The organism is Roseibium sp. QJM3NY_11 (assembly GCF_056173175.1).
Genome location: NZ_CM149660.1, coordinates 933,239 through 952,404, shown reverse-complemented (window position 1 = coordinate 952,404; position 19,166 = coordinate 933,239). Strand labels below are relative to the sequence as shown.

Sequence of the window (19,166 nt, the reverse complement as noted above, 5' to 3'; positions counted from 1 at the left end):
GCGACTTTAAGGACATATGCGGGCATTCTTGCTCGGGATGTTCATCCCCCTACGCCCTGCTACAGGACGTAAACATCCAGCGGCCGGAACCCGTTGAACCCTGTCGAAGCGTATGTCGCGGTATAAGCGCCTGCGCCCTCGATCAGCACGTCATCGCCAATTTTCAAACTCCGCGGCAAACCGCACGGTCTGTTTTCATAGAGCACATCCACCGAGTCGCATGTTGGACCCGCCAGGATGTAGGGAACAGTCCCGGCACTTCCATGTTTGGTCCTGAGTGGATATCTGATCGCCTCGTCCATGGTTTCCGCCAGACCGCCGAACTTGCCGATGTCGACATAGACCCATTGCAACGGATCCCTGGCGGATTTTCTTGAAATCAGGACGACTTCGGACTTGATGGTTCCCGCGTCCCCGACAAGACCGCGACCGGGCTCGATCGCCGTATCGGGAAAGGCATTGCCGAAACGGGACCTGAGGGCACGGAGAATTTCGCGGCCGTAGTCGGCCGCCATCGGAACGTCGCTCAGATACCGCGCCGGAAATCCGCCGCCGAGATTAAGGGACTTGATGAGAATGCCGTCGTCGGCAAGGCCACGGTAGACCTGAACAACGTCTTCCAGAGCGCGCTGCCATGCGGACGGGTCGGTTTGCTGGGAGCCGACATGAAAGGTCAGCCCGCAGGGATCAAGACCAAGCCCCCGGGCATGACGCATGACATCGCGCGCGACGGTGGGATCGCAGCCGAATTTGCGCGAGAGCGGCCACTCGGCGCCAGCTCCGTCCGTCAGCAATCTGCAGAACACCTGCGCCCCGGGCGCCGCACGGGCGATCTTTTCGACCTCCTCCGGGCAGTCGGCTGTGAACTGACGGACACCCAGCCGGTAGGCACGCGAAATGTCGCGTTCTTTCTTGATCGTGTTGCCGTAGGAGATGCGGCCTGCGGACGCGCCAGCCTCCAGCACCATCTCCACTTCCCGGATCGAGGCGACATCAAAGGACGCGCCCAGCCGGACGAGCAGCGCCAGGACTTCCGGAGCCGGATTGGCCTTGACCGCATAGTGGATTCGCGTCCGCGGCAGAGCGCGCTCATAGGCGCGATAATTCTTCCGGACGACTTCAAGGTCGACGACCAGGCACGGTCCCTCGGGTCTGTGGCAATCGAGAAAATCCAGAATTTTCTTCGTGGTCACCGGTTTCTCCTTCAGCCGGGAAGCGCGCTATTCAATCCTGCGAGTCGATCCGCAGTCATGCAGGCCTCAAGTGTCGCGCAGGTGATCGAAAAAGGTCGTGCCTGCATAGTCCTTGCGGAAGAGGCCCAGATCGCCGAGCTCCGGGACGACCTGTTCCAGGAACAGCCGCACCGAATCCACCGATCCCCCGGGAAAGGCGACAAACCCGTCGATCGCTCCGGCGGCTGCCCAGTCTCTGATCTCGGCCACCGCGTCGGCAGGTGTTCCGACGACAAGCCAATGGGCGGATCCGATGACCTCGGGGCGGCTGAGCAGATCCGCCACCACCGGCTCGTCCCGCTCGATCATCCGCCGCAGCAGTTGCGAATGGGTCCGGCTGCGCACCTTTTCCGGCGGCGGCGGCATGTCCGTTGCCTTCACCTGTCTGTCCGGCGGCCAGTTGGAAAGATCCAGTCCTGTCATTTCGCGGACGGTGGCCAGGCACCGCTCCCGGCTCGTCCGGGCATTGGTTTCCGCAAAAAGCTCCTGCGCCTCCGCGCATGTCGGTGCAAGGTAAAGGCTGAGGCCCGGCAGAAGCCGGATGTCGTCGCCGCGCCGTCCGCGCGCTTCGGCGCGGCCGCGAAGATCCGAACGCAGATCGCCGGCGGCGGCCCTGTCCGGAGTGGATGCGAAGATGGCATCGGCGACCGAGGCGGCGAAGGCGCGCCCGGATTCCGAGGCCCCCGCCTGTACGAGCGGGATCGGTACCTTGCCGTGGCGAGGCAGGTTCAGAGGTCCCTTGACGCTGAAAAAGGTTCCTTCGTGATCGATGCCCCGGACGAGGCCGGGATCGGCAAACCGGCCGCTTTCCTTGTCCAGCTTCAGGGCCTCGCCAGGAAAGCTCTCCCAGAGCAGCCTGACGACTTCGGTGAACTCGGCAGCCCGGGCATATCTGTCTTCCGGGCTCGGCATCTCGGACAGGCCGAAATTTGCATTGCCGTCCAGAGCCGTGACGATGTTCCAGCCGGCGCGGCCGTTGCTGAGCCAGTTCAGGGACTGGATCTGCCGCGCGACGATATAGGGCGGGTAGAACGTCGTCGAGGCGGTCGAGAGCAGGCCGATCCGGGAGGTCTCGCGCGCGATCGATGCCAGCAGGAGTGTCGGGTCGAGACTGGCGAAGCCTGTGCCGGTTTCCAGCAGGCCGGTGTTCAGGAACAGCGAATCCGGCAGAAAGGCGAAGTCCAGCTTCGCCCGCTCCGCGCGCTGCGCGATGTCGAGAAAAAAGTCGCTGCCGTAAAGGCCTTCGACACAGCTGTCCGGGCGCCGCCAGGCGTCGCCGCTGAGCCATGTCGGGGCGAGCGACATTCCGATATGCAATTTCTTTAAGGGGGGCATCAAATCCGCTCTTGACTGGATTGGAAACGCGTTCGAGAGCTTGCTTTGAGTTTGCTGGCTCGTTTCGTATAGTATAAAGACTTCTGCATTGCAGAAGGTCAAGAGGTCGAAATTGCTGGAGACAAGACACGTAAGCGCGGCTTATGGAAAACGCGACGTGCTGAGCGATGTCTCCGTCCGGTTCCAGAAGGGCCGGCTGACGGCAGTCGTCGGGCCGAATGGCTGCGGCAAATCCAGCCTGCTGAAGGCCATCATGGGGTTTCTGCCCATGCACTCCGGGGACATCTTCCTGGAAGGCGAACCGGTGTCGAGGATCGGCCGCAAAAAACTCGCGCGTAGAATTGCCTATCTGCCGCAAGACTGTTTCTGCCCGGATTACATGACACTCGGCGAACTGATCGAGCTGGCGGGCTACGCGCGCTATTCTCTGGTCGGCGGACCGTCGGAACGCGATCGCGCACTTTACCGGCAGGTCCTGGAAACAGTCGGCCTGGGCGACAGAGCCAACTTTCCGGTCAATCAGCTTTCGGGTGGTCAACGCCAGCGCGCGTGGATCGCCATGGTGCTGGCCCAGGACACGGACGTGATCCTGATGGACGAACCGGTGAACCATCTGGACATGAAGTACCAGTTCGCCGTTCTCGAACTGGTCCGGGACCTGACGGAGAACCACGGCAAGACGGTCATCGCGGTGCTGCATGACCTTAACCTGACCACCGCGTTCGCGGACAACGTCATCCTGATGCGGTCGGGCGAATGCCTGACTGCGGGGCCGGTCACCGAAACGGTGACAACCCGGAACATCGAACAGGTTTTCGACCTCAGGACGCAGATTTTCCAGCGGGACGGCCGCCTCGTCTGCTTTCCGGAGCGGACGGGCCACGCACCGGTCTCCTGATGGAAAAGCGCAGTCTGTTTCTTCTCGCAGCCCTGCCCGTTCTGGTGCTGACCTTCGCCATCCATCTGTTCTACGGATTTCGCGCGGCCGATATTCCCGGTTTGATCGAAGCCTTGCTGCATTTTGAGGCGCAAAGTTACGAGGAAGCCGTTCTCCTTTACCAAAGAGTGCCTCGAAGCCTGACGGCGATCTATGTCGGAAGCATCGCCGCCACCAGCGGCGTCGTCTTGCAGAGCCTTGTGCGCAACCCTCTGGCGTCGCCCGCCACGATGGGCGTCAATGCGGGCGCGGCCATGTTCCTGGTTGCAGGCGCGCTGCTCTTCAACATCGGGACGGGCCTGCAAGGGGCCGCCGCACTGGCCGGTGCCCTGGCCGGTTTTCTGGCCTGCATTGCCGTTGCCCGCTTCGCGGGCCGCCAGAACGATCCGCGCGGACTGTCCCTGATCCTGTCGGGGGCGCTGGTTTCCATGCTCTTCACCGGCATTACCAATGCCCTGCTTCTGTCCGATCCCGCGCGGCGCTCCGATTTCCTGAGCTGGGTCATCGGCAACATCAATCATGCCTATATCGACCGCCTTGCAATGTTCTGGTGGATCGGCGCGGCCTCCATCGTGACTTTCATCGTGCTCGCGCGCCCGCTAACCCTGATCCTGTTCGGACCGGAAAAGGCCGCCTCGGCCGGGGTCAATGTTCCGCTTGTGTCCCGCGCCGCGATCCTGGCCGCGGTGCTCGGATCCGGGTCGGCGGTTGCCGTATGCGGTCCGATCGGTTTCGTCGGGCTGGTCGTGCCGCATATCGTCCGCCCTTTCGTGGGCAACAATCTCGCCTTCGCCCTCCCCGCCGCCTTTGCGAGCGGCGCAGTCATCTGTCTGCTGGCCGACCTTGTCGCCAGGCAGGCCCTGCATCCTTTTGTCCTCAACACGGGGCTGGTGACGGACCTGCTCGGCGGCATCGTGTTCGTGGTGATCGTCAAGCGCTTCTATCTTTCACCGTCACATCGGGAGGCGGCATGATCAGGCGGGGCCTGGCGATGGACGGCAAGCGCGTCCTGCGTCTTTCAAACGGTCTGCAGATGCGGATCGGCAATCTGCGCACCGGCGTCGGTTTGGCCGTCGCCGCTCTTGTGCTGGCAATCCTTTCCACTGGACTGGGTCTCACGGATACCGGATTTTTCGATCTTCTGAACGCGCTTTCCGGGGGCCAGATCTCCGGCACCGAGGGGTATGCCCTCTGGACGGTCCGGCTGCCGCGCATCCTGCTGGGTTTCATGGTGGGATGGGCCGTCGCGCTGTCCGGTGCGCTTCTCCAGTCCATCGCGCGCAACCCGCTCGCCGACCCCGGCCTGTTCGGCTTCAGCCAGGGGTCGATGACGATGATCATGCTGCTTCTGATCATCGCGCCCATGGCACCGAAAAGCCTTGTGGTTCTTGCTGCGGTGACCGGCGGGCTGTGCGTTGCGGGACTGCTCCTCTGGCTGGTCGGCGGGGAGCGCTCGAGCGGCCTGTCGATCGTCCTGATGGGGATCGCCATCGAAACGGTTCTCTCTTCTTTCGGGTCGCTTCTCATTCTCTACCTGCCGGCGGAAACCTCCATCGCGCTTTCCGAATGGCTGGCCGGGTCGCTCTTCCAGGCGAACTGGACGATGATCACGGCCTTCACGCCCCTGTTTGTGCTCAGTCTAGCCGGTATCCTGCTGTCGGGACCCGCCATGGCAACCTATGACCTGGGCCCGGAGATGGCGATGGCGCTCGGCGAGCCGGTGGCAAAATCGCGTCCGGTCGTTCTCGTTTTTGCCGTCGTGTTGAGCGCCGCCGCCGTGACGGCGGTGGGGCCCCTGGTCTTCCTTGGCGTTCTTGCGCCGCATATCGCCGGCTTCATCTCACCGGCCATCGCCCGGGCCAGGCTCTTTCTCTCCGGTCTCATGGGCGGAATTCTGGTCGTTGCGGCCGACGCCATGACACGCGGCGTCGCCGGAGGCCTTCCCCTGCCGCTGGGGCTCAGTCTGACGATGGTCGGTGTGCCGCTGTTCATCATTGCGCTGCGTCTTCAGGCGCTGAGAAAACAACAGTCTCATTGAAAGAAAGGTTCATCATGCGTTTTCTGATCCCCTGCACAATTGCGGCCGTTCTGGCGCTAAGCCCGGCCCTGGCGGCAGAACGCACGGTCACCGACGATACCGGCCGGGAGGTCGCGCTGCCGGAGCACCTGGAGCGCATCGTCGTCATGCACGAACCTCTGCTCGGTGTCCCCTTGATGGATCTCGGGCTCGATGTGACCGGCAGCTACGGGCGAACCGACGACGGCGGGTTCGTCATCGCGGTGGATTTCATCGATACTGTTCTTGGAGAAGGAAAACCCAAACCGAGCGGCTTCGGCCCCTTCGGCCAGCCCGACCTGGAGAAACTGCGGGCCCTGCAGCCCGACCTGATCCTTGCAACGGCCCTGGATGCCGGCAAGGTGGATCAGCTTGCCACCGTAGCGCCTGTTTATCTGCAGAATATCGACGGCAGCAAGGTGCACGGCTTCGAGGTCCAGGCAGATCTTGCAGCGCTCGTCGGTCTTGAAGACGCCTTCGCGGCGCGCAAGGCCGCCTACCTCGAACGCGTCGCCCAACTCCGGGAGACCTTGCCCGCCGAAATCGCCGACCAGACCTATCTTCCGATCTTTCTGACCGATCAGCTCAATGTGGTCGGCAACTCGTCAGGCATGATTCAGGCGCTTGAAGATCTGGGGTACACCCGCCTTGAGGTCAGCGACGCGGGCGGGCCTTCGGCCGAGGGCGGATCGATGATGCTGATGCCGCTCAGCACAGAGGCGTTCGGCAGACTGAATCCGGATGTCCTCGTTCTGTTGAACAACTACATGGGCGATGGACGCGACGAAGCGGGAACACGTGCCAAGCTCGGCAAGATCGTGCCCGGCTGGGACCGCTTCATGAAACCCGCCCTGGAGGACCGCATCCTGTTCGTCGATCCCGCAAAAGTCATCACGCCGACGGTTGCGAGCGCTGAACACATGCTGGACGCCGTCGAAACCTGGAGCGGAAAAGCGCAGTAGGCTCCGCCTTTCATCTTTGCAACGCACCTGACGCAGGTCACCCGGGTCGCCCTTTTGGAGGCTCGGGTGATCTCGGAAAACCGCGACCCGGTTCTGAAACCCGTCCGTGAAATCGAGCGGGCCATGGACAGAATAAAAAACATGAGTTTTTGATGCAAGTTTAATTGCTCCTGATTGGTGTGTCTGTTAAAATTGCCACTGATTGCGGTCACGAGCCGTGGGTTCGCTTGCGGCCGTTGCCAGGCTGCATGAATCCTCCGTCGCGATACGGCTTTCAGGGACACGCAACCGGCACCAGACTTGATATCAGGAGATTTAAATGACCGGAGGCTTCGACCGCCTGTTGACGGGAAGTGAGTTCGAGCGATTCGACGACGTGCTCAGATCCCAAGCGGATATCGATCCAGCCATGGGAGACACCGCCTGGTTTCCGGAAACGGCAGCATCGGCCGAACCGCTCGGCGTCACGCAGCATCAGGAGCGGATCTGGCTGGCGCAGAAGCAGGATCCGGACCTGACCTTGCGCCATGCCCTGGCTTACAGGCTGGGCGGCATACCCGATATCGCCCGCTTGACCCGTGCTGTGGACACCGTTGCCGGCGCGCTCCCGGAGCTCACCATGCGCTATCGGTTCAGCGACGATGGCGAGCTGCTGAAATATCCGGCTGATGAGCATGTCGAGACCCTGGAAATCGTCAATGTAGAGTCCCGTCAGGAAGCCGTTTCGCTGATCCTGGCGCGTCAGCAGGCTTCCTGGGTCAGCGAAACGGAACCGCCGTTCAGGGCCCTCGTCATTTTCTGCCTGGACGAAGTGATCCTGACCCTTCTCATGCACCGCATCGTGGAGGAAATGTGCGCGCCCGAGGATGTCCTGAGAAACCTGGCGCTTGCCTACGGCCGCAAACCGCTCGCCGCGCCCTCGCTGAACGATGCGGTCGAGATCGACCTCGACACTCATGACATTGCCCCCATTGCCTGGCTGCGCCGGGACGATGTGCCCCAGGACACCCCGGTGGTCGACCTGGGCAGGCCCTTCGCCGGGGCCGCCCCGAACGAACAGATTGCACGCAGATATGGAACCGTGATCGAGACCGGGCCGTCCCGCCCATCCCATGATCCGGTCCCGGACGTTCATGCGCAGCTGGCATCGATCGGAGCCCGCTTTGCGCAATTCCTTTGCAGGCTCGGGGGACACGAGCGGATCGAAGCCCTGTTCCCGGCTAGACCGGAGGACCGGCTGGGCGACCACTCCGAAGCGTTTGCCTGCAAGGACACCGTGAAGGTCGTTGTATCGCACGACATGGACTTGCAGGATGCCGAGACCCGGATACGCGCCCTTCTGAGCGCCTCGGCAAACCTCGACACACCGGTGAACGACGCCAACGCGGCGGTTCTCCCGAAAGTCGCCGTCAAGTGGCTGACCGAGCCACAGCAATTCTTCAATGTGCCGACCGTGACCCTGGACCGGGTGCCGTTGCCAACGCCGGAGCCGCGTTCGGATTTCGAACTTGCCATAGGCCGCGACGCGGAAGGACGAACGGTTCTGGAACTGGTCACCGGCCAGAAGGTCAACCGGCATGCAGGCAGCCTGGTGCTGGACCTGTTTGCCGGCGTACTGAGAAACGGAACGGTCCGGAAAGACACCGGTGATTTTCCTTTGGGCGATTTTCCTTTGGGCAATGTGCCGTCGTTCGCCGGCAAGGCGGTTTCCGGAGAGCCGGCCAGAACGCCCGCCGAAGGACAAGAGCCCGATATCGCAGCCGTCCAATCCGCAATTCTGATTGAGTTTCGAGAGGCGCTCGCCGCGCCGGACCTGCAACCGGACGACGACTTTTTCGACTTTGGCGGCCATTCCCTGGTCGCGACCAGGATCATCGGCCGCCTCTTGCACAATCATGGCATCGAGGTCCGCTTCAACGATCTTTTCGGCAACCCGACGGCCTCGGCGCTCGCACATCATGCCAGATACGTCGAGGGCGCCAAAAAGACGGTCGGCACAGTGCCGGACGAGACCGGTACGGGTCCTGCGGATACAGCTGTGGTACCGCTCGCACTGGCACAGATGTCGCTCTGGAAGATCTATTCGGCTCTCGGCTACAACGAGATCTTCAATCTGCCGTTTGCCCTGGACTTCCTCGACACCGTCGATGAAAAAGTCTTTGGCGCGGCGTTTCTGGACCTCATGAAACGGCATTCCGCCCTCAGAACCCTGTTCTACAGGGACGAGGAAGAGCATGTCCTGCAAAAGATCGTGCCTGTTGCGGAGCTTGAGACCTACAAGTGGTTCTGGACTAGCGAAGAGAGCACGGACACCGACCGAAATGCCGAAGCCGGCTATTGCTTCGATCTGTCCAGGGAGCTGCCGGTCAGGTTGCGGTTCCTGAGAGATCCTGAAACCGGCCGTCAGGTGCTTTCGTTCCTGTTCCAGCACCTTGCGCTCGACGAATGGTCGGTCAACCTGTTGATGGACGAACTTGTGGATGCCTATCGGGCCAGGGCGGCCGGCTCCGCGCCGGTCTGGTCCGGGCAGCCGGCCCCGTTTCATGACTTCGCGCGCAAGCAGGTTCTCGAAGGCGTCAATGGCGAGCACCTTGCCTATTGGACCGACATGCTCGGCGATGCCCCGAGAGAACTGGTCCTGTTCGCCGAAGAGCCCGCGCCGGCGGAGCAGCCGGACAGCGAGACCGTTGCCGGCGGCTGGGTCGAGATGCGGCTGGACAAGGAGATTTCCGAGGGTCTCTATGCGAATGCCAGGGAAAACAGCGCGTCTCTCTTCAATGTCGTCTATGCAGCGATTTCTGCAGCACTGCAAAGGCTTGGCGGCCTGACGGACCTGGTGATCGGCACGTCGGCTTCGGGCCGAACGGATCCGGACTATTTCGATACGATCGGTTATTTCACCACGGTCGTTGCCCATCGCGTGCGGTTCGGCGGAAACCCGACGGCCGGAAAGCTGATCGGCAACATCAAGGACATGATCAACGGATCGATGCTCTATTCCGACATTCCGATCGACCTGGTCGAAACGGCGCTCGGCATGACGTCCGAACGCGACCATCTTTTCGATGTGTTCATCCAGATCCACGCGCAAAACAAACTGAACGGAGATCTGCCGAAGCCCGATGGCGGCCGGATCTCATTCCGCCAGGTCGATCCGGACAAGCACGAGTCCCATCTGGGACTGCAGTTCGAAGTGATGGAGGAGGTGATCGACGGCGACCGGTCCATCCGGGTCCTGATGAGTTACCAGTCGAGGCGCTACAGCCCGAGGCAGGTGGATGCGATCCAGGCAACGGTGATGGACATGTTCGAACAGTTCTCGCTGCCTGGCGTGTCCGCCACACCGCTCCGCGAGTTGTAAACGACCTGAACCGGGTCTTGCAGAAGAACAAGGCCGCCTCCGGGCTGAATGCTCGAAGGCGGCCTGGCAGCAAGCGGCTCATACGTCAGGCAACTATATCTGCCGGATGACCGAAACCGCTACATCGGGAAATGCAGCGCCACCTTTTCAAGATGCGCGGATGAAGCCGTTTCCCCGACAAGACTGCCGACCGGGCGAACGAGCATCTCCGGCTGAAGAATGCGGGACAGGAACGCCGGCAGCTCTTGTTCGTGCCGGGCGAATTCCTGCTTGCCGGTCAGATTCGGATCGCCGTCCAGGCAGAGAACAAGCTCCCTGCCGTCGCCCTCCCCACGGAACGTTAGATTGAAGCCGTCGGCTGGCCCGCTGCCAAGAATGTGCCGCTGTGCCCGACAGCCGTTGAAGGTCGGTGAATTGAACGGCAGGACATTGATCAGCGGCGAGAAGAAGTAGCGGCTTCCTTCCGCGAGGCCCTGATCCTGAGAAATCTGTTCGATCCTGAAACGGCTGTGCCGCCTCTGCTGCTTCAGTTCCGCAGCGGAACGTTTCAGAAAATCCGCCAGCCGTTCCGAGTTTTCAAGCTGCATCCGGAACGGCAGGATATTGACCAGCAGCGCCGGCATATGCGCCCCGACGCTGCCCCAACGGCTCATGAAGGGAAGCCACAGGGTCAGTGAATCCGAAGACTGTTTTTCTGTGTCGGGCAGCGTTGCATACAGATAAAGGCCTGAGACCAGCGTGAGCAGGTCGGGCCAGCCGATATCCACAGCCGCGGCCGTCCTCTGCAGCCCCCCGGCGAATTCGGGCGGAAAGGAATGTGTTCCGCAAAGACCCGGGCCGCCGTAGTCCTCGTCTCCCCGTTCCAGCACTTCGATACCTTCAGCCTTGCCGAAATAATCCGCCCAGAATGCCCGGTCGGCCTGCCATTGCGGGCTGTCCTGATACCGGTTTTCTTCGTCCAGGAAACTTGCAAGGGAATGAAACGGAAGGCCGGCGTCACCGGCCCCGCAATAATGATTGTAGAGCTGGGAGCAGCGCCGCTCGATCAGTGCAAGGCCGTAGCCGTCGACAATGATATGATGCGCGCGGATATACCAGAGATAGCGCGCGTTGCCGATACGGTAGAGCGCATGGGCCGACAGCTTGTCATGCCTGAGATCCAGTCTTGCGGCCAGGTCCTGTTCCATCAGATTTCTGGCAAAGGCCAGCGGATCTTCCTTGCCTCTCAGATCGGTGACCTTCAGCTCCGGCACGAGGTCCGGATCGCAGATCTGCATGGGCGCATCGCCCGTGTCCTCCGCCCTGAACCTTGCGGACAAGATTTCGGCTTCTCTGATGGTTTGATCTATCGCGCGTTCCAACGCGCTTTTGTCCACGTCGCCTTCGATTTCAATGAAGTGCGCGACCGTTGAAACGGGCTGATCGGGATGGAAGGTGAATTCCTCCCAGAAATCGAGCTGGGGCAAGGTCAGCGGCATCCAGTCGCCGGTGGGATTGGTGTCCGGCATGAACAGTCCTCCTGTGTCGGTGCGGATACGGACAGGGCCTGTCCGTCTGATTGGATAGTCAGCTTTTCGTCGCGGTCCTGCTCATGCGCATTGCGCGGACACGAGCTGGTGCACCTGATCGGCGTTGCGGCATTGCAGAAGCTGCTTGGGAACAATCGCAACTCCGAATTCCGCGTTGATCCGGGTTGAAATCGATTTGAGATGAGACGGCAGAAGGCCGATCGACAGGAAATCGGTGGAGCCGTCCACGGGGCGGCCTTGTCCCTTGCCGACCACACCCAGATAGATATCGAGGACACGCCGGCTTTCCGGTCCCTGCTGCGGTTGCGGCCGCTGCTTCGTGGCCGCGGCCTCGGCAAGGCAACGCTGCGCCTGCCTGCGGTCCGGCTTGCCGTTGGCCGAAAGCGGAATGCTGTCCACCTTGAGGAACCGGGAGGGAATGTGCGATTCCTGCAGATGCTGCCTGGCAAAGCTTCGCAGGTCCGCATCCGTGACGCGGCTTCCGGCAACCGGCTCGTAGAGTGCTCCCAGCTCGGTTTCGCCGTTTCGCTCATTGCCCAGATCCGTCAGCAGGATCCGCGCGACCTCAGGATGGTTCACGAGTGTGTTCTCGACGTCGGGGATCGAAATCCTGACACCGCGCACCTTGATGTAGCCCTGAACACGGCTGTCGAACAAAATGATGCCGTCGCGGCGATATTTGCCCCTGTCCCCCGACCGGAAGGCGCGCACGCTCCGGCCATGCTCATCCGTGATCGTGACGAAGTCATGCTGGTGCAATTCGCCGTCCTCGAGATACCCGAGCGCCGTGTTCACGCCGCAGGAATGGATCCGGCCGACAACCCCGGGCGGGCAATGTGCGCCATGTTCGTTCAAAATGAAGTACCTGTTGCCCGGCAGCGGACGGCCATAGGGTATGTTGCCCGTGTCCTCCGGACAGATCCGGTGCCAGATGCTCCAGATGGTGGTTTCGGTCGGCCCGCCGATCGAACTCAGCCGTACATCGGGATTGGTTTGCCGCAACTCGGCAATCACCGCCGGTTTCAGATAATCGCCACCCTGATTGATGAGCCGCAGGGATCGAAGCTCCTCCCCCTTGCGGCACGACAGCAGCATCTCGAAAATCGTCGGCACGGACGACCAGATGGTCACGCCGTGTTCGGCCACAAGCTGGTTCCAGCGCACCGCGTCCTTTTCCTCGCCCTGCACCGGCTGGACCAGGGTGGCCCCCGCCGTCAGGCAGCCGAACACCTCGTAGACCGACATGTCGTGATAGAGCGGACTGACGGAGATGAAAATGTCGCTGGACGTGATGTCCCATTCCGCATTGGTGCTGCCGATGACATTGTCCGTGGACCTGTTGGACAGCACGACGCATTTCGGCTTTCCGGTCGTGCCGGAGGTATAGAGATAATAGGCGGCGGCATCGCTTGACGACAGCTCGTCCAGGGGAAGCGTCAGCGCAAAAGGGTCTTTGGAAGCAACCGTGTTCAGCACGGTTTCAAGCGGAACCTCGTCGTAGCCCTCCACGGATGTGGAGCCCACGACGAGGTCGGGCCGGCAGTTGTCGTACATGTATTTCAAGCGGTCCGCCGGCGCGCATGCATCGACTGGCACCCATGTGATGCCCCTGAGGGCGCAGGCCAGGGTCAGCATTGCCTGTTCCGGGGAGCGCCGCAGCGACAGGACGACGATATTGCCTTTTGTCAGCTTCCGCTCTTCCAGGAACGTCATCGCCTTTTGCACACCGATCCCAAGCTCCGCGTAGGAAAGGCGCCGGTCGCCATAGACGAGCGCATCGTTTTCAGGCGGCGCCTGGAACAGGTGATCCGCGATGCGGCTCAAATAACCACAGCCGGAAGTGTCTTCCTCCGGGGAATTGAACCGGTAGTGGCTGAATTCCAGAATGTCCCGGGCGCTGAACGCGAGCGTTTCCGTATCGCAGATGACCCGGACCGCCCTGTCGATGGCCGCCAGAATGTCCCGGACCACGGCGCCGTCGATCGCTTCGACGGCATAGTCGATATCGACGGCAAGGTCGCCCTGCGGCGTGGTCGACAGGCGAATGTCCATCGCGACCTGAGGCGTCTGCGTCAGACACCCCTGCAGGCGGACGGGGTGATCCCACGAGAGTGTCGGCCAGGAGAGGCCGTTGGTAAGAACGACCGGCAGGGCTACGCCGCCATCGGTGCCGCCGATGTCCATGAGAAACCGGTTGATGTCGACACCGGAAAACGAGAGGTGATCCAGCGCATCCAGAGTATCCGACTGGAGCGCGCCCGCGCGCTCCGCGATATCGGTGTCCGGCCGTGTTTCCCAGGCAACGGCGAAGAAAGTCGACCGGTTTGCATATCCGCTGTCCCGGCGCGGCGCGGCGGGTATGCCCACGTGAAGGGACCCCTCACTCAGCCAGTGCGTCAGGACTTCCAGGATCGTGGCCGACAGGACCGTGTTCTGAAAGAGGCCGTTCCTTGCGCCCAGGCGGGAAAAAGTCCGGAACCGGTCCTTGTCGACGACAACACCGGCCCGTTCGTAGCGGGAGGTTTTTATGTTTTCCAGGGGCCGCTTCCAGGGCAGCCGTGGGGCTCCCTGGTAAGAATTCAGTTTGGTTTTCCAGTATGACGCGTCCCGGCGAACCACGTCTGGATCAGGCTCTGCCGGAGATGTAGCCGGGGATGCAGCCGGGGCAGCGGTTTCCGGCTGCTTGTCCTCGAACAAGTCGACCAGCAGGGACGCAATTGAAAATCCGTCCAGGATCAGGGCATCGAACCGGAAAAAGACGGCACAGGTGTCGCCGGTCGCCTCAGCCGGTTCAGGCAGCTTGAACGCGACCACCTGCCAGGGCGGCGCCGTCAGGTCGAACAGGCGATGCGAGAATTCCTGCCTCAAATCGTCGATCTTGCGGTCAGCGTCCTCCGGTGCCAGACCGGACAGATCGATGGCGGCGAAATCCACCGAGGGCTTGTCCAGAACGTGTCTGGAATAGGTCTTGCGGTCGATGACCGTGCGGAGGCTCTCGTGTCTTTCCGCCAACTCAAAGAGCCGTCTTTCCAGAAGGTCCGGATCATAGCGGCCGCGATACTCTCGAAACTCCTGCATTGCCACGCCGCCAAGCGGCACATAGTCGCTCCGACCCAGAAGATAGGCGCGCTGCAATGACGTCAGTTCGGTTTCCATGGTGTCTCCAGCGGTTTTTCGGCGAGATTTATTCGGCGGGTTGGGTTTCAACAGACGCGCGGCCACGGGCGTCGATCGCTTCCAGATAGGCCCGGCCGACTTTTTCCGAGGCCCCTGCGGACCGGGCCCTGACGACCCTTGCAAAACTGGCGGCGGTGGTCGCCGGCCCGATGTCTTCCCGGGTGAGGTTCATGTCCGGAATGTAGCGGTTGAGGAAGGCCACAAGATCCGTCAGATCGGCATCGGAAAGCCCGCGCCTGCGGATTTCCTCCGGACCGCGAGCGCCGGTCTCGGGGGCCAGCCGGCTCAGCAGTTCCCGCAGCATGTCTTCGGTGTATCGGCAGGCGTCACCGGCGGCGGCCTCACGGGTGAATGCCGGTTTTCCCAACGCCGATGGATCTTGCGCAACCCTGCGGGCAAGCGCCACATAGCTGTCGAAGGCGGCGTTGATCCACGCTTCGGGCAGCGCGTCATAGCGGATGTCCCAGTTGATAAGAATGCCGCCGCCCATGGCGGCCACCTGCGCGTCCAGGGCCACCTGAGGCCCCTGGGACACGGCCCAGCTCATCGGACCGAAGACGCTGGTCACCCGTTCGGAGAACAGATCGCGCCCCGGCAGATCGAGACCGGAGGTGAAAACGATCGGGGCGGTCTGCAAGGATCGTCTTGCCCGCGAGAGATCACGCATCACGTTCACGCCGGGATAGGACGAATGCGCCAGCAGATCGCGCATGCGCTCAGCCAGACGTTTGCAGAGCGACCCGAGCGCCTCTCCTGGCGCCGGATCGGCCGCCAGGATGAGAATATTGGAAAAATCGCCGACAAGCCGCGCGACGTTGTCCGTGTAAGGCGCCCGCCAGAACATCGGCACATTGAGACGGAACCTGTCGTCGCCGGTGGCCTTGCCGATAACCGCGGCGAACAGGCCCAGCATCAGGGCGGACGGCGTGATGCGAAGTTCGCGTGCGGTGCGTGTCAGAGACCTGCGCTCTTCGGGTGACAGCATCGCGGCCAGCCGGCCGCTATGCACGGATTGTGACATCGGCGCTTCGGGGAGGTTCGGGGCGGGTGGCAGCTCCGCGAGACGGTCCTGCCACCAGCGTTTGTCCTCCGCTTGACGCACGGCGAGGTCTGCGTCGGAATTTTTCCGCTCCAGCCAGGCGAAATAGCTGGAATCACCCTTTTCGATGCCGGTTTGAGGGTCTTCGTAAAATCTCGCGAGGTCCTCCATCAGAACGCAGAAGCTGGGCGGGTCGATGGCCGCCATATCAGTGTCGACATGCAGACGGCAGGCGCCGCCGGGCAGGACGCTCAGCCCGAACGCGGAGGTTCTGCCGGATGCGAGGTCAAGCGTGCGGCAGGTCCAGTGCGCCCGCTTCTCCGCCAGATGCCCATCGAGGACATCGGCATCCAGCCCGGTCAGGTCCTCGGCTTCGAAAGAAAAACTTTTCTCTATTTTTCCAATGAGTTGCAGCCCATCCGAGGTGATGCGCATACGCATCATCTCGTGGGTTTCATAAAGTTTCAGAACGGCCTTCTCCAGCCGCTGCGGATCGAGAGTCCCGCAATCGAATTCCACATAAAGATGGGCCGCGACATTTCCGAGGAAACCGTTGGCTTGGCGGCCTGTCCAGTAGGCCGCCTGCATGGGTGTAAGATTTTTCATTGCGACTTTTGGTGTTGACAAAATATGAGTCTTATACTCAGGTATTGAAGAAAGTCAACCAGCCATATAGGAGATGCTCCATGGCAATCGGAGCGCGAGTGATGAGTCATGAAGACATGGCCATCCTGCCTGATACCAAGGGAAAATTTCTGTTCACCTCGGGCGAAAATGAATTGCACGCTGAAGGTATCCGGGAGCGAATCGCGGTGCCGGTTCGAAACGGAAATACGGCAGGAGACCTCTTTCACCGAGCCGTTGACGACGCTCTCGACCGGGGCAGAAAAGCAGGCCAGGAAAACCCGATCGTCATCGGCGCCATTCCGTTCGATCTTCGCGAAGTTTCATGCCTCTACGTACCGGAAGACCACGAATGGCGAACACGGCCCGACGGAGGTGATTCGCCAGCCGATCGCCTGGACATGCCGACATTGCTCGAGCAGCGGAGCATCCCCGACGAAACCGGTTTCAAGCGGGCGGTACAGCACGCAATCGTCAATTTCCAGCACAGCGACGTGCGCAAGGCGGTGCTCTCGGTCATGCGGGAACTGCAGTTTTCCGCACCGATTGACGTGGACCGGCTTCTGCGCAGTTTGCGTGCGCAGAACAGGGACGGCTACCAGTTTCAGGTCCCGCTGCCTGATGGCGGCGAGCTGATTGGCGTCAGTCCGGAACTGTTGCTTCGCAAGACGGGAAACCGGATTGTCTCCAATCCGCTCGCCGGCTCCACAAAACGTCTGGCCGACCCTGTTGCGGACAAGGATGCCAGCGACCGGTTGCTCGTTTCGGAAAAGGACCAGTACGAGCACAGGATCGTCGTTGAGGACATCCGGCGCATCCTTGAGCCCTTGTGTGCCAGTCTCGACATGCCGGACAGACCATCGCTCCTGAGTACAGCGGCCTTGTGGCACCTCTCCACCCGGATTGGCGGGCTGTTGAACGACCCGTCGACAACGGCACTGGAGCTTGCCTGTCGTCTTCACCCGACCCCCGCGGTCTGCGGCTATCCGACCGAACGGGCACAACAGCTCATCCGTTTTGTCGAACCCTTCGAACGGGGACTGTTCACCGGAATGGTCGGCTGGTGCGATGCGCAAGGCAACGGCGAATGGGCGCTCACCATTCGCTGCGGCATCGTGGAACGCGACAAGGTCCGCCTGTTTGCGGGTGCCGGCATTGTCGAGGCATCGCAACCCGACTCCGAGTGGGCCGAAGTCCAGACCAAGCTGGGCACGATGCTCAACGCCTGCGGCCTTGCCGCATAACCCGCCCGCCCCTTTCAAGACCCAGGTTATTCCAATGAACGTAGATTTTCAGCGCTGGCCGGACGATCTGGCCCAGCGGTACCGCAAGCACGGCTACTGGATCGACCGGCCGCTTACCCGGATTCTGGACCATCAGCAGCAGACCCGGCCGTCGGCGCCGGCGGTGATCTGCGGTGAGCGAACCTTCTCTTATGAGCGGCTCGACCAACTTTCCACAAACCTGGCCACAAGACTGGCTTCCCGGGGGTTCGGACCCGGAGATACCGCGCTCGTGCAACTGCCGAACCTCGCCGAGTTCTACATCGTCTTCTTCGCCCTTCTGAAGGTCGGCGTGGCACCGGTGAACGCGCTTTACAGTCACCGCCGGCACGAGATGACGGCCTATGCAAAGCAGATCAGGCCGAAGCTTCTGATTGCCGGCCGCCGGCACGAATTGTTTGCGACCGACGACTTCATCGAGGACCTGCGCGACATGCAGGAAGAACCGCTCGCAGTTCTCCTCCTGGGAGAAGACGCGCCCGGGTCAAGCCTGTCGCACTGGATAGAAACCACGCCGGACGAGGCCGCCCCGGACTTCGAGCCGACGGAGCCCGGTGACGTCGCCTTCTTCCAGCTTTCCGGCGGCAGCACAGGAACGCCGAAACTCATCCCCCGCACCCACAACGACTACGACTACAGCGTGCGAGCCAGTGCGGAAATCTGTAACCTGACGCCCGGGACGCGCTTTCTCTGCGCACTGCCGGCGGCGCATAACTTCCCGCTCAGTTCCCCCGGTGCCCTCGGCGTTTTCCACGCGGGCGGCTGCATGGTCCTGGCACCCAACCCGGAACCGCTTGCCTGCTTCGAGCTCGTTCGCAAGCATGGCGTGACAATGACCGGCCTTGTGCCGTCGGCCGTCAATCTCTGGCTCCAGGCCGCCCCCGACCACCGCAGCGCGCTTGGCAGTCTGAAGCTCCTTCAGGTGGGCGGGGCGCATTTTCCCGAATCTCATGCCCGCATGGTTCCCAGGATCCTCGGCTGCAAGCTCCAGCAGGTGTTCGGCATGGCAGAAGGGTTGGTCAACTACACCCGCCTCGACGATCCGGACGAACTCGTCTTCACGACGCAGGGACGCCCGATCAGCCCAGACGATGAAATCAGGATCGTGGATGAGGACGGCCGGCCGGTTCCCGACGGCGAGACGGGCAGGCTCGCGACAAGAGGCCCCTACACGTTCCGCGGATACTACCGGAGCCCCGACCACAATGCCGAGGTCTTCGACGACGAGGGTTTCTATTATTCCGGCGATCTGGTGTGCCGCTCGAACGGGACCTATCTGAGCGTGGTCGGTCGCGTGAAAGACCAGATCAACCGGGGCGGCGAGAAGATTGCCGCCGAAGAGGTTGAAAGCCTGCTGCTGCTTCACCCGGACGTGCGGGAAGCCGCGCTGGTCGCCATCCAGGACCCGATGCTCGGCGAAAAGAGCTGCGCGGTCATTGTCTCGCAGAACTCCTGTATCAAGCCGCTCGCCCTCCGGCGGCATCTGATGTCGCTCGGCATCGCCGAATACAAGCTGCCGGACCGGTTCAGTTTTGCGGACGCCATTCCCCTCACCGCCTTCGGCAAACCCGACAAGAAAAAGCTGCGTGCCGAACTCGCGCTGAAATTCACACCCGCCTTAACCCAGTAAA

General features: G+C 61.9%; 12 protein-coding genes. 7 read left to right on the top strand and 5 right to left on the bottom strand.

The annotated features are described in order from the left end of the window. Window positions 1-59 precede the first annotated feature (59 nt). Together AC0VX3_RS04380 and AC0VX3_RS04375 are read right to left on the bottom strand one after the other, a co-directional pair. Window positions 60-1,193 carry a type III PLP-dependent enzyme gene (locus tag AC0VX3_RS04380; RefSeq protein ID WP_475523702.1) on the bottom strand — a complete coding sequence of 378 codons (1,134 nt, stop codon included), beginning with the start codon at window positions 1,191-1,193 and terminating at the stop codon, window positions 60-62. 66 nt (window positions 1,194-1,259) lie between these two features. Then, window positions 1,260-2,567 (bottom strand): NtaA/DmoA family FMN-dependent monooxygenase, encoded by a 1,308-nt coding sequence (locus AC0VX3_RS04375; RefSeq protein ID WP_475523701.1) that lies wholly within the window; start codon window positions 2,565-2,567, stop codon window positions 1,260-1,262. 112 nt (window positions 2,568-2,679) lie between these two features. On the opposite strand from AC0VX3_RS04375, the gene AC0VX3_RS04370 reads away from it, so the two are divergent. The 5 genes from AC0VX3_RS04370 (at window position 2,680) to AC0VX3_RS04350 (ending at window position 9,883) form a co-directional block, all read left to right on the top strand. Continuing rightward, the gene (locus AC0VX3_RS04370) at window positions 2,680-3,465 is read left to right on the top strand and encodes an ABC transporter ATP-binding protein (protein ID WP_475523700.1); all 786 of its coding nucleotides are present in this window, start codon (window positions 2,680-2,682) and stop codon (window positions 3,463-3,465) included. Beyond that, a complete protein-coding gene (locus AC0VX3_RS04365; protein ID WP_475523699.1) occupies window positions 3,465-4,478 on the top strand; it encodes a FecCD family ABC transporter permease in 1,014 nt (337 codons plus the stop codon). Before AC0VX3_RS04370 ends, AC0VX3_RS04365 begins: the two co-directional genes overlap by 1 nt. Then, window positions 4,475-5,542, top strand: a complete 1,068-nt coding sequence (locus AC0VX3_RS04360) for a FecCD family ABC transporter permease (protein WP_475523698.1) — start codon at window positions 4,475-4,477, stop codon at window positions 5,540-5,542. The genes AC0VX3_RS04365 and AC0VX3_RS04360 overlap by 4 nt, the downstream gene beginning before the upstream one ends. 14 nt (window positions 5,543-5,556) lie before the next feature. Further along, the gene (locus AC0VX3_RS04355) at window positions 5,557-6,522 is read left to right on the top strand and encodes an ABC transporter substrate-binding protein (protein ID WP_475523697.1); all 966 of its coding nucleotides are present in this window, start codon (window positions 5,557-5,559) and stop codon (window positions 6,520-6,522) included. A gap of 319 nt (window positions 6,523-6,841) precedes the next feature. Next, window positions 6,842-9,883: a condensation domain-containing protein gene (locus AC0VX3_RS04350; protein WP_475523696.1), complete on the top strand. Its 3,042-nt coding sequence runs from the start codon at window positions 6,842-6,844 to the stop codon at window positions 9,881-9,883. A 119-nt stretch (window positions 9,884-10,002) separates the two neighbouring features. Here the strand turns inward: AC0VX3_RS04350 and AC0VX3_RS04345 are convergent, their stop codons facing one another. The 3 genes from AC0VX3_RS04345 to AC0VX3_RS04335 form a co-directional block, all read right to left on the bottom strand. Then, window positions 10,003-11,391, bottom strand: coding sequence for a condensation domain-containing protein (locus AC0VX3_RS04345; protein ID WP_475523695.1), 1,389 nt, complete (start codon window positions 11,389-11,391; stop codon window positions 10,003-10,005). An 81-nt stretch (window positions 11,392-11,472) separates the two neighbouring features. Next, complete coding sequence (locus tag AC0VX3_RS04340) at window positions 11,473-14,568, bottom strand: AMP-binding protein (protein ID WP_475523694.1); 3,096 nt, start codon at window positions 14,566-14,568, stop codon at window positions 11,473-11,475. 28 nt (window positions 14,569-14,596) lie between these two features. Beyond that, window positions 14,597-16,234 carry a condensation domain-containing protein gene (locus tag AC0VX3_RS04335; RefSeq protein ID WP_475523693.1) on the bottom strand — a complete coding sequence of 546 codons (1,638 nt, stop codon included), beginning with the start codon at window positions 16,232-16,234 and terminating at the stop codon, window positions 14,597-14,599. Window positions 16,235-16,335: 101 nt separating this feature from the next. On the opposite strand from AC0VX3_RS04335, the gene AC0VX3_RS04330 reads away from it, so the two are divergent. Beyond that, the gene (locus tag AC0VX3_RS04330; protein ID WP_475523692.1) at window positions 16,336-17,496 is read left to right on the top strand and encodes an isochorismate synthase; all 1,161 of its coding nucleotides are present in this window, start codon (window positions 16,336-16,338) and stop codon (window positions 17,494-17,496) included. Window positions 17,497-17,530: 34 nt separating this feature from the next. Then, window positions 17,531-19,165, top strand: a complete 1,635-nt coding sequence (locus AC0VX3_RS04325; RefSeq protein WP_475523691.1) for a (2,3-dihydroxybenzoyl)adenylate synthase — start codon at window positions 17,531-17,533, stop codon at window positions 19,163-19,165. Window position 19,166 lies beyond the last annotated feature (1 nt).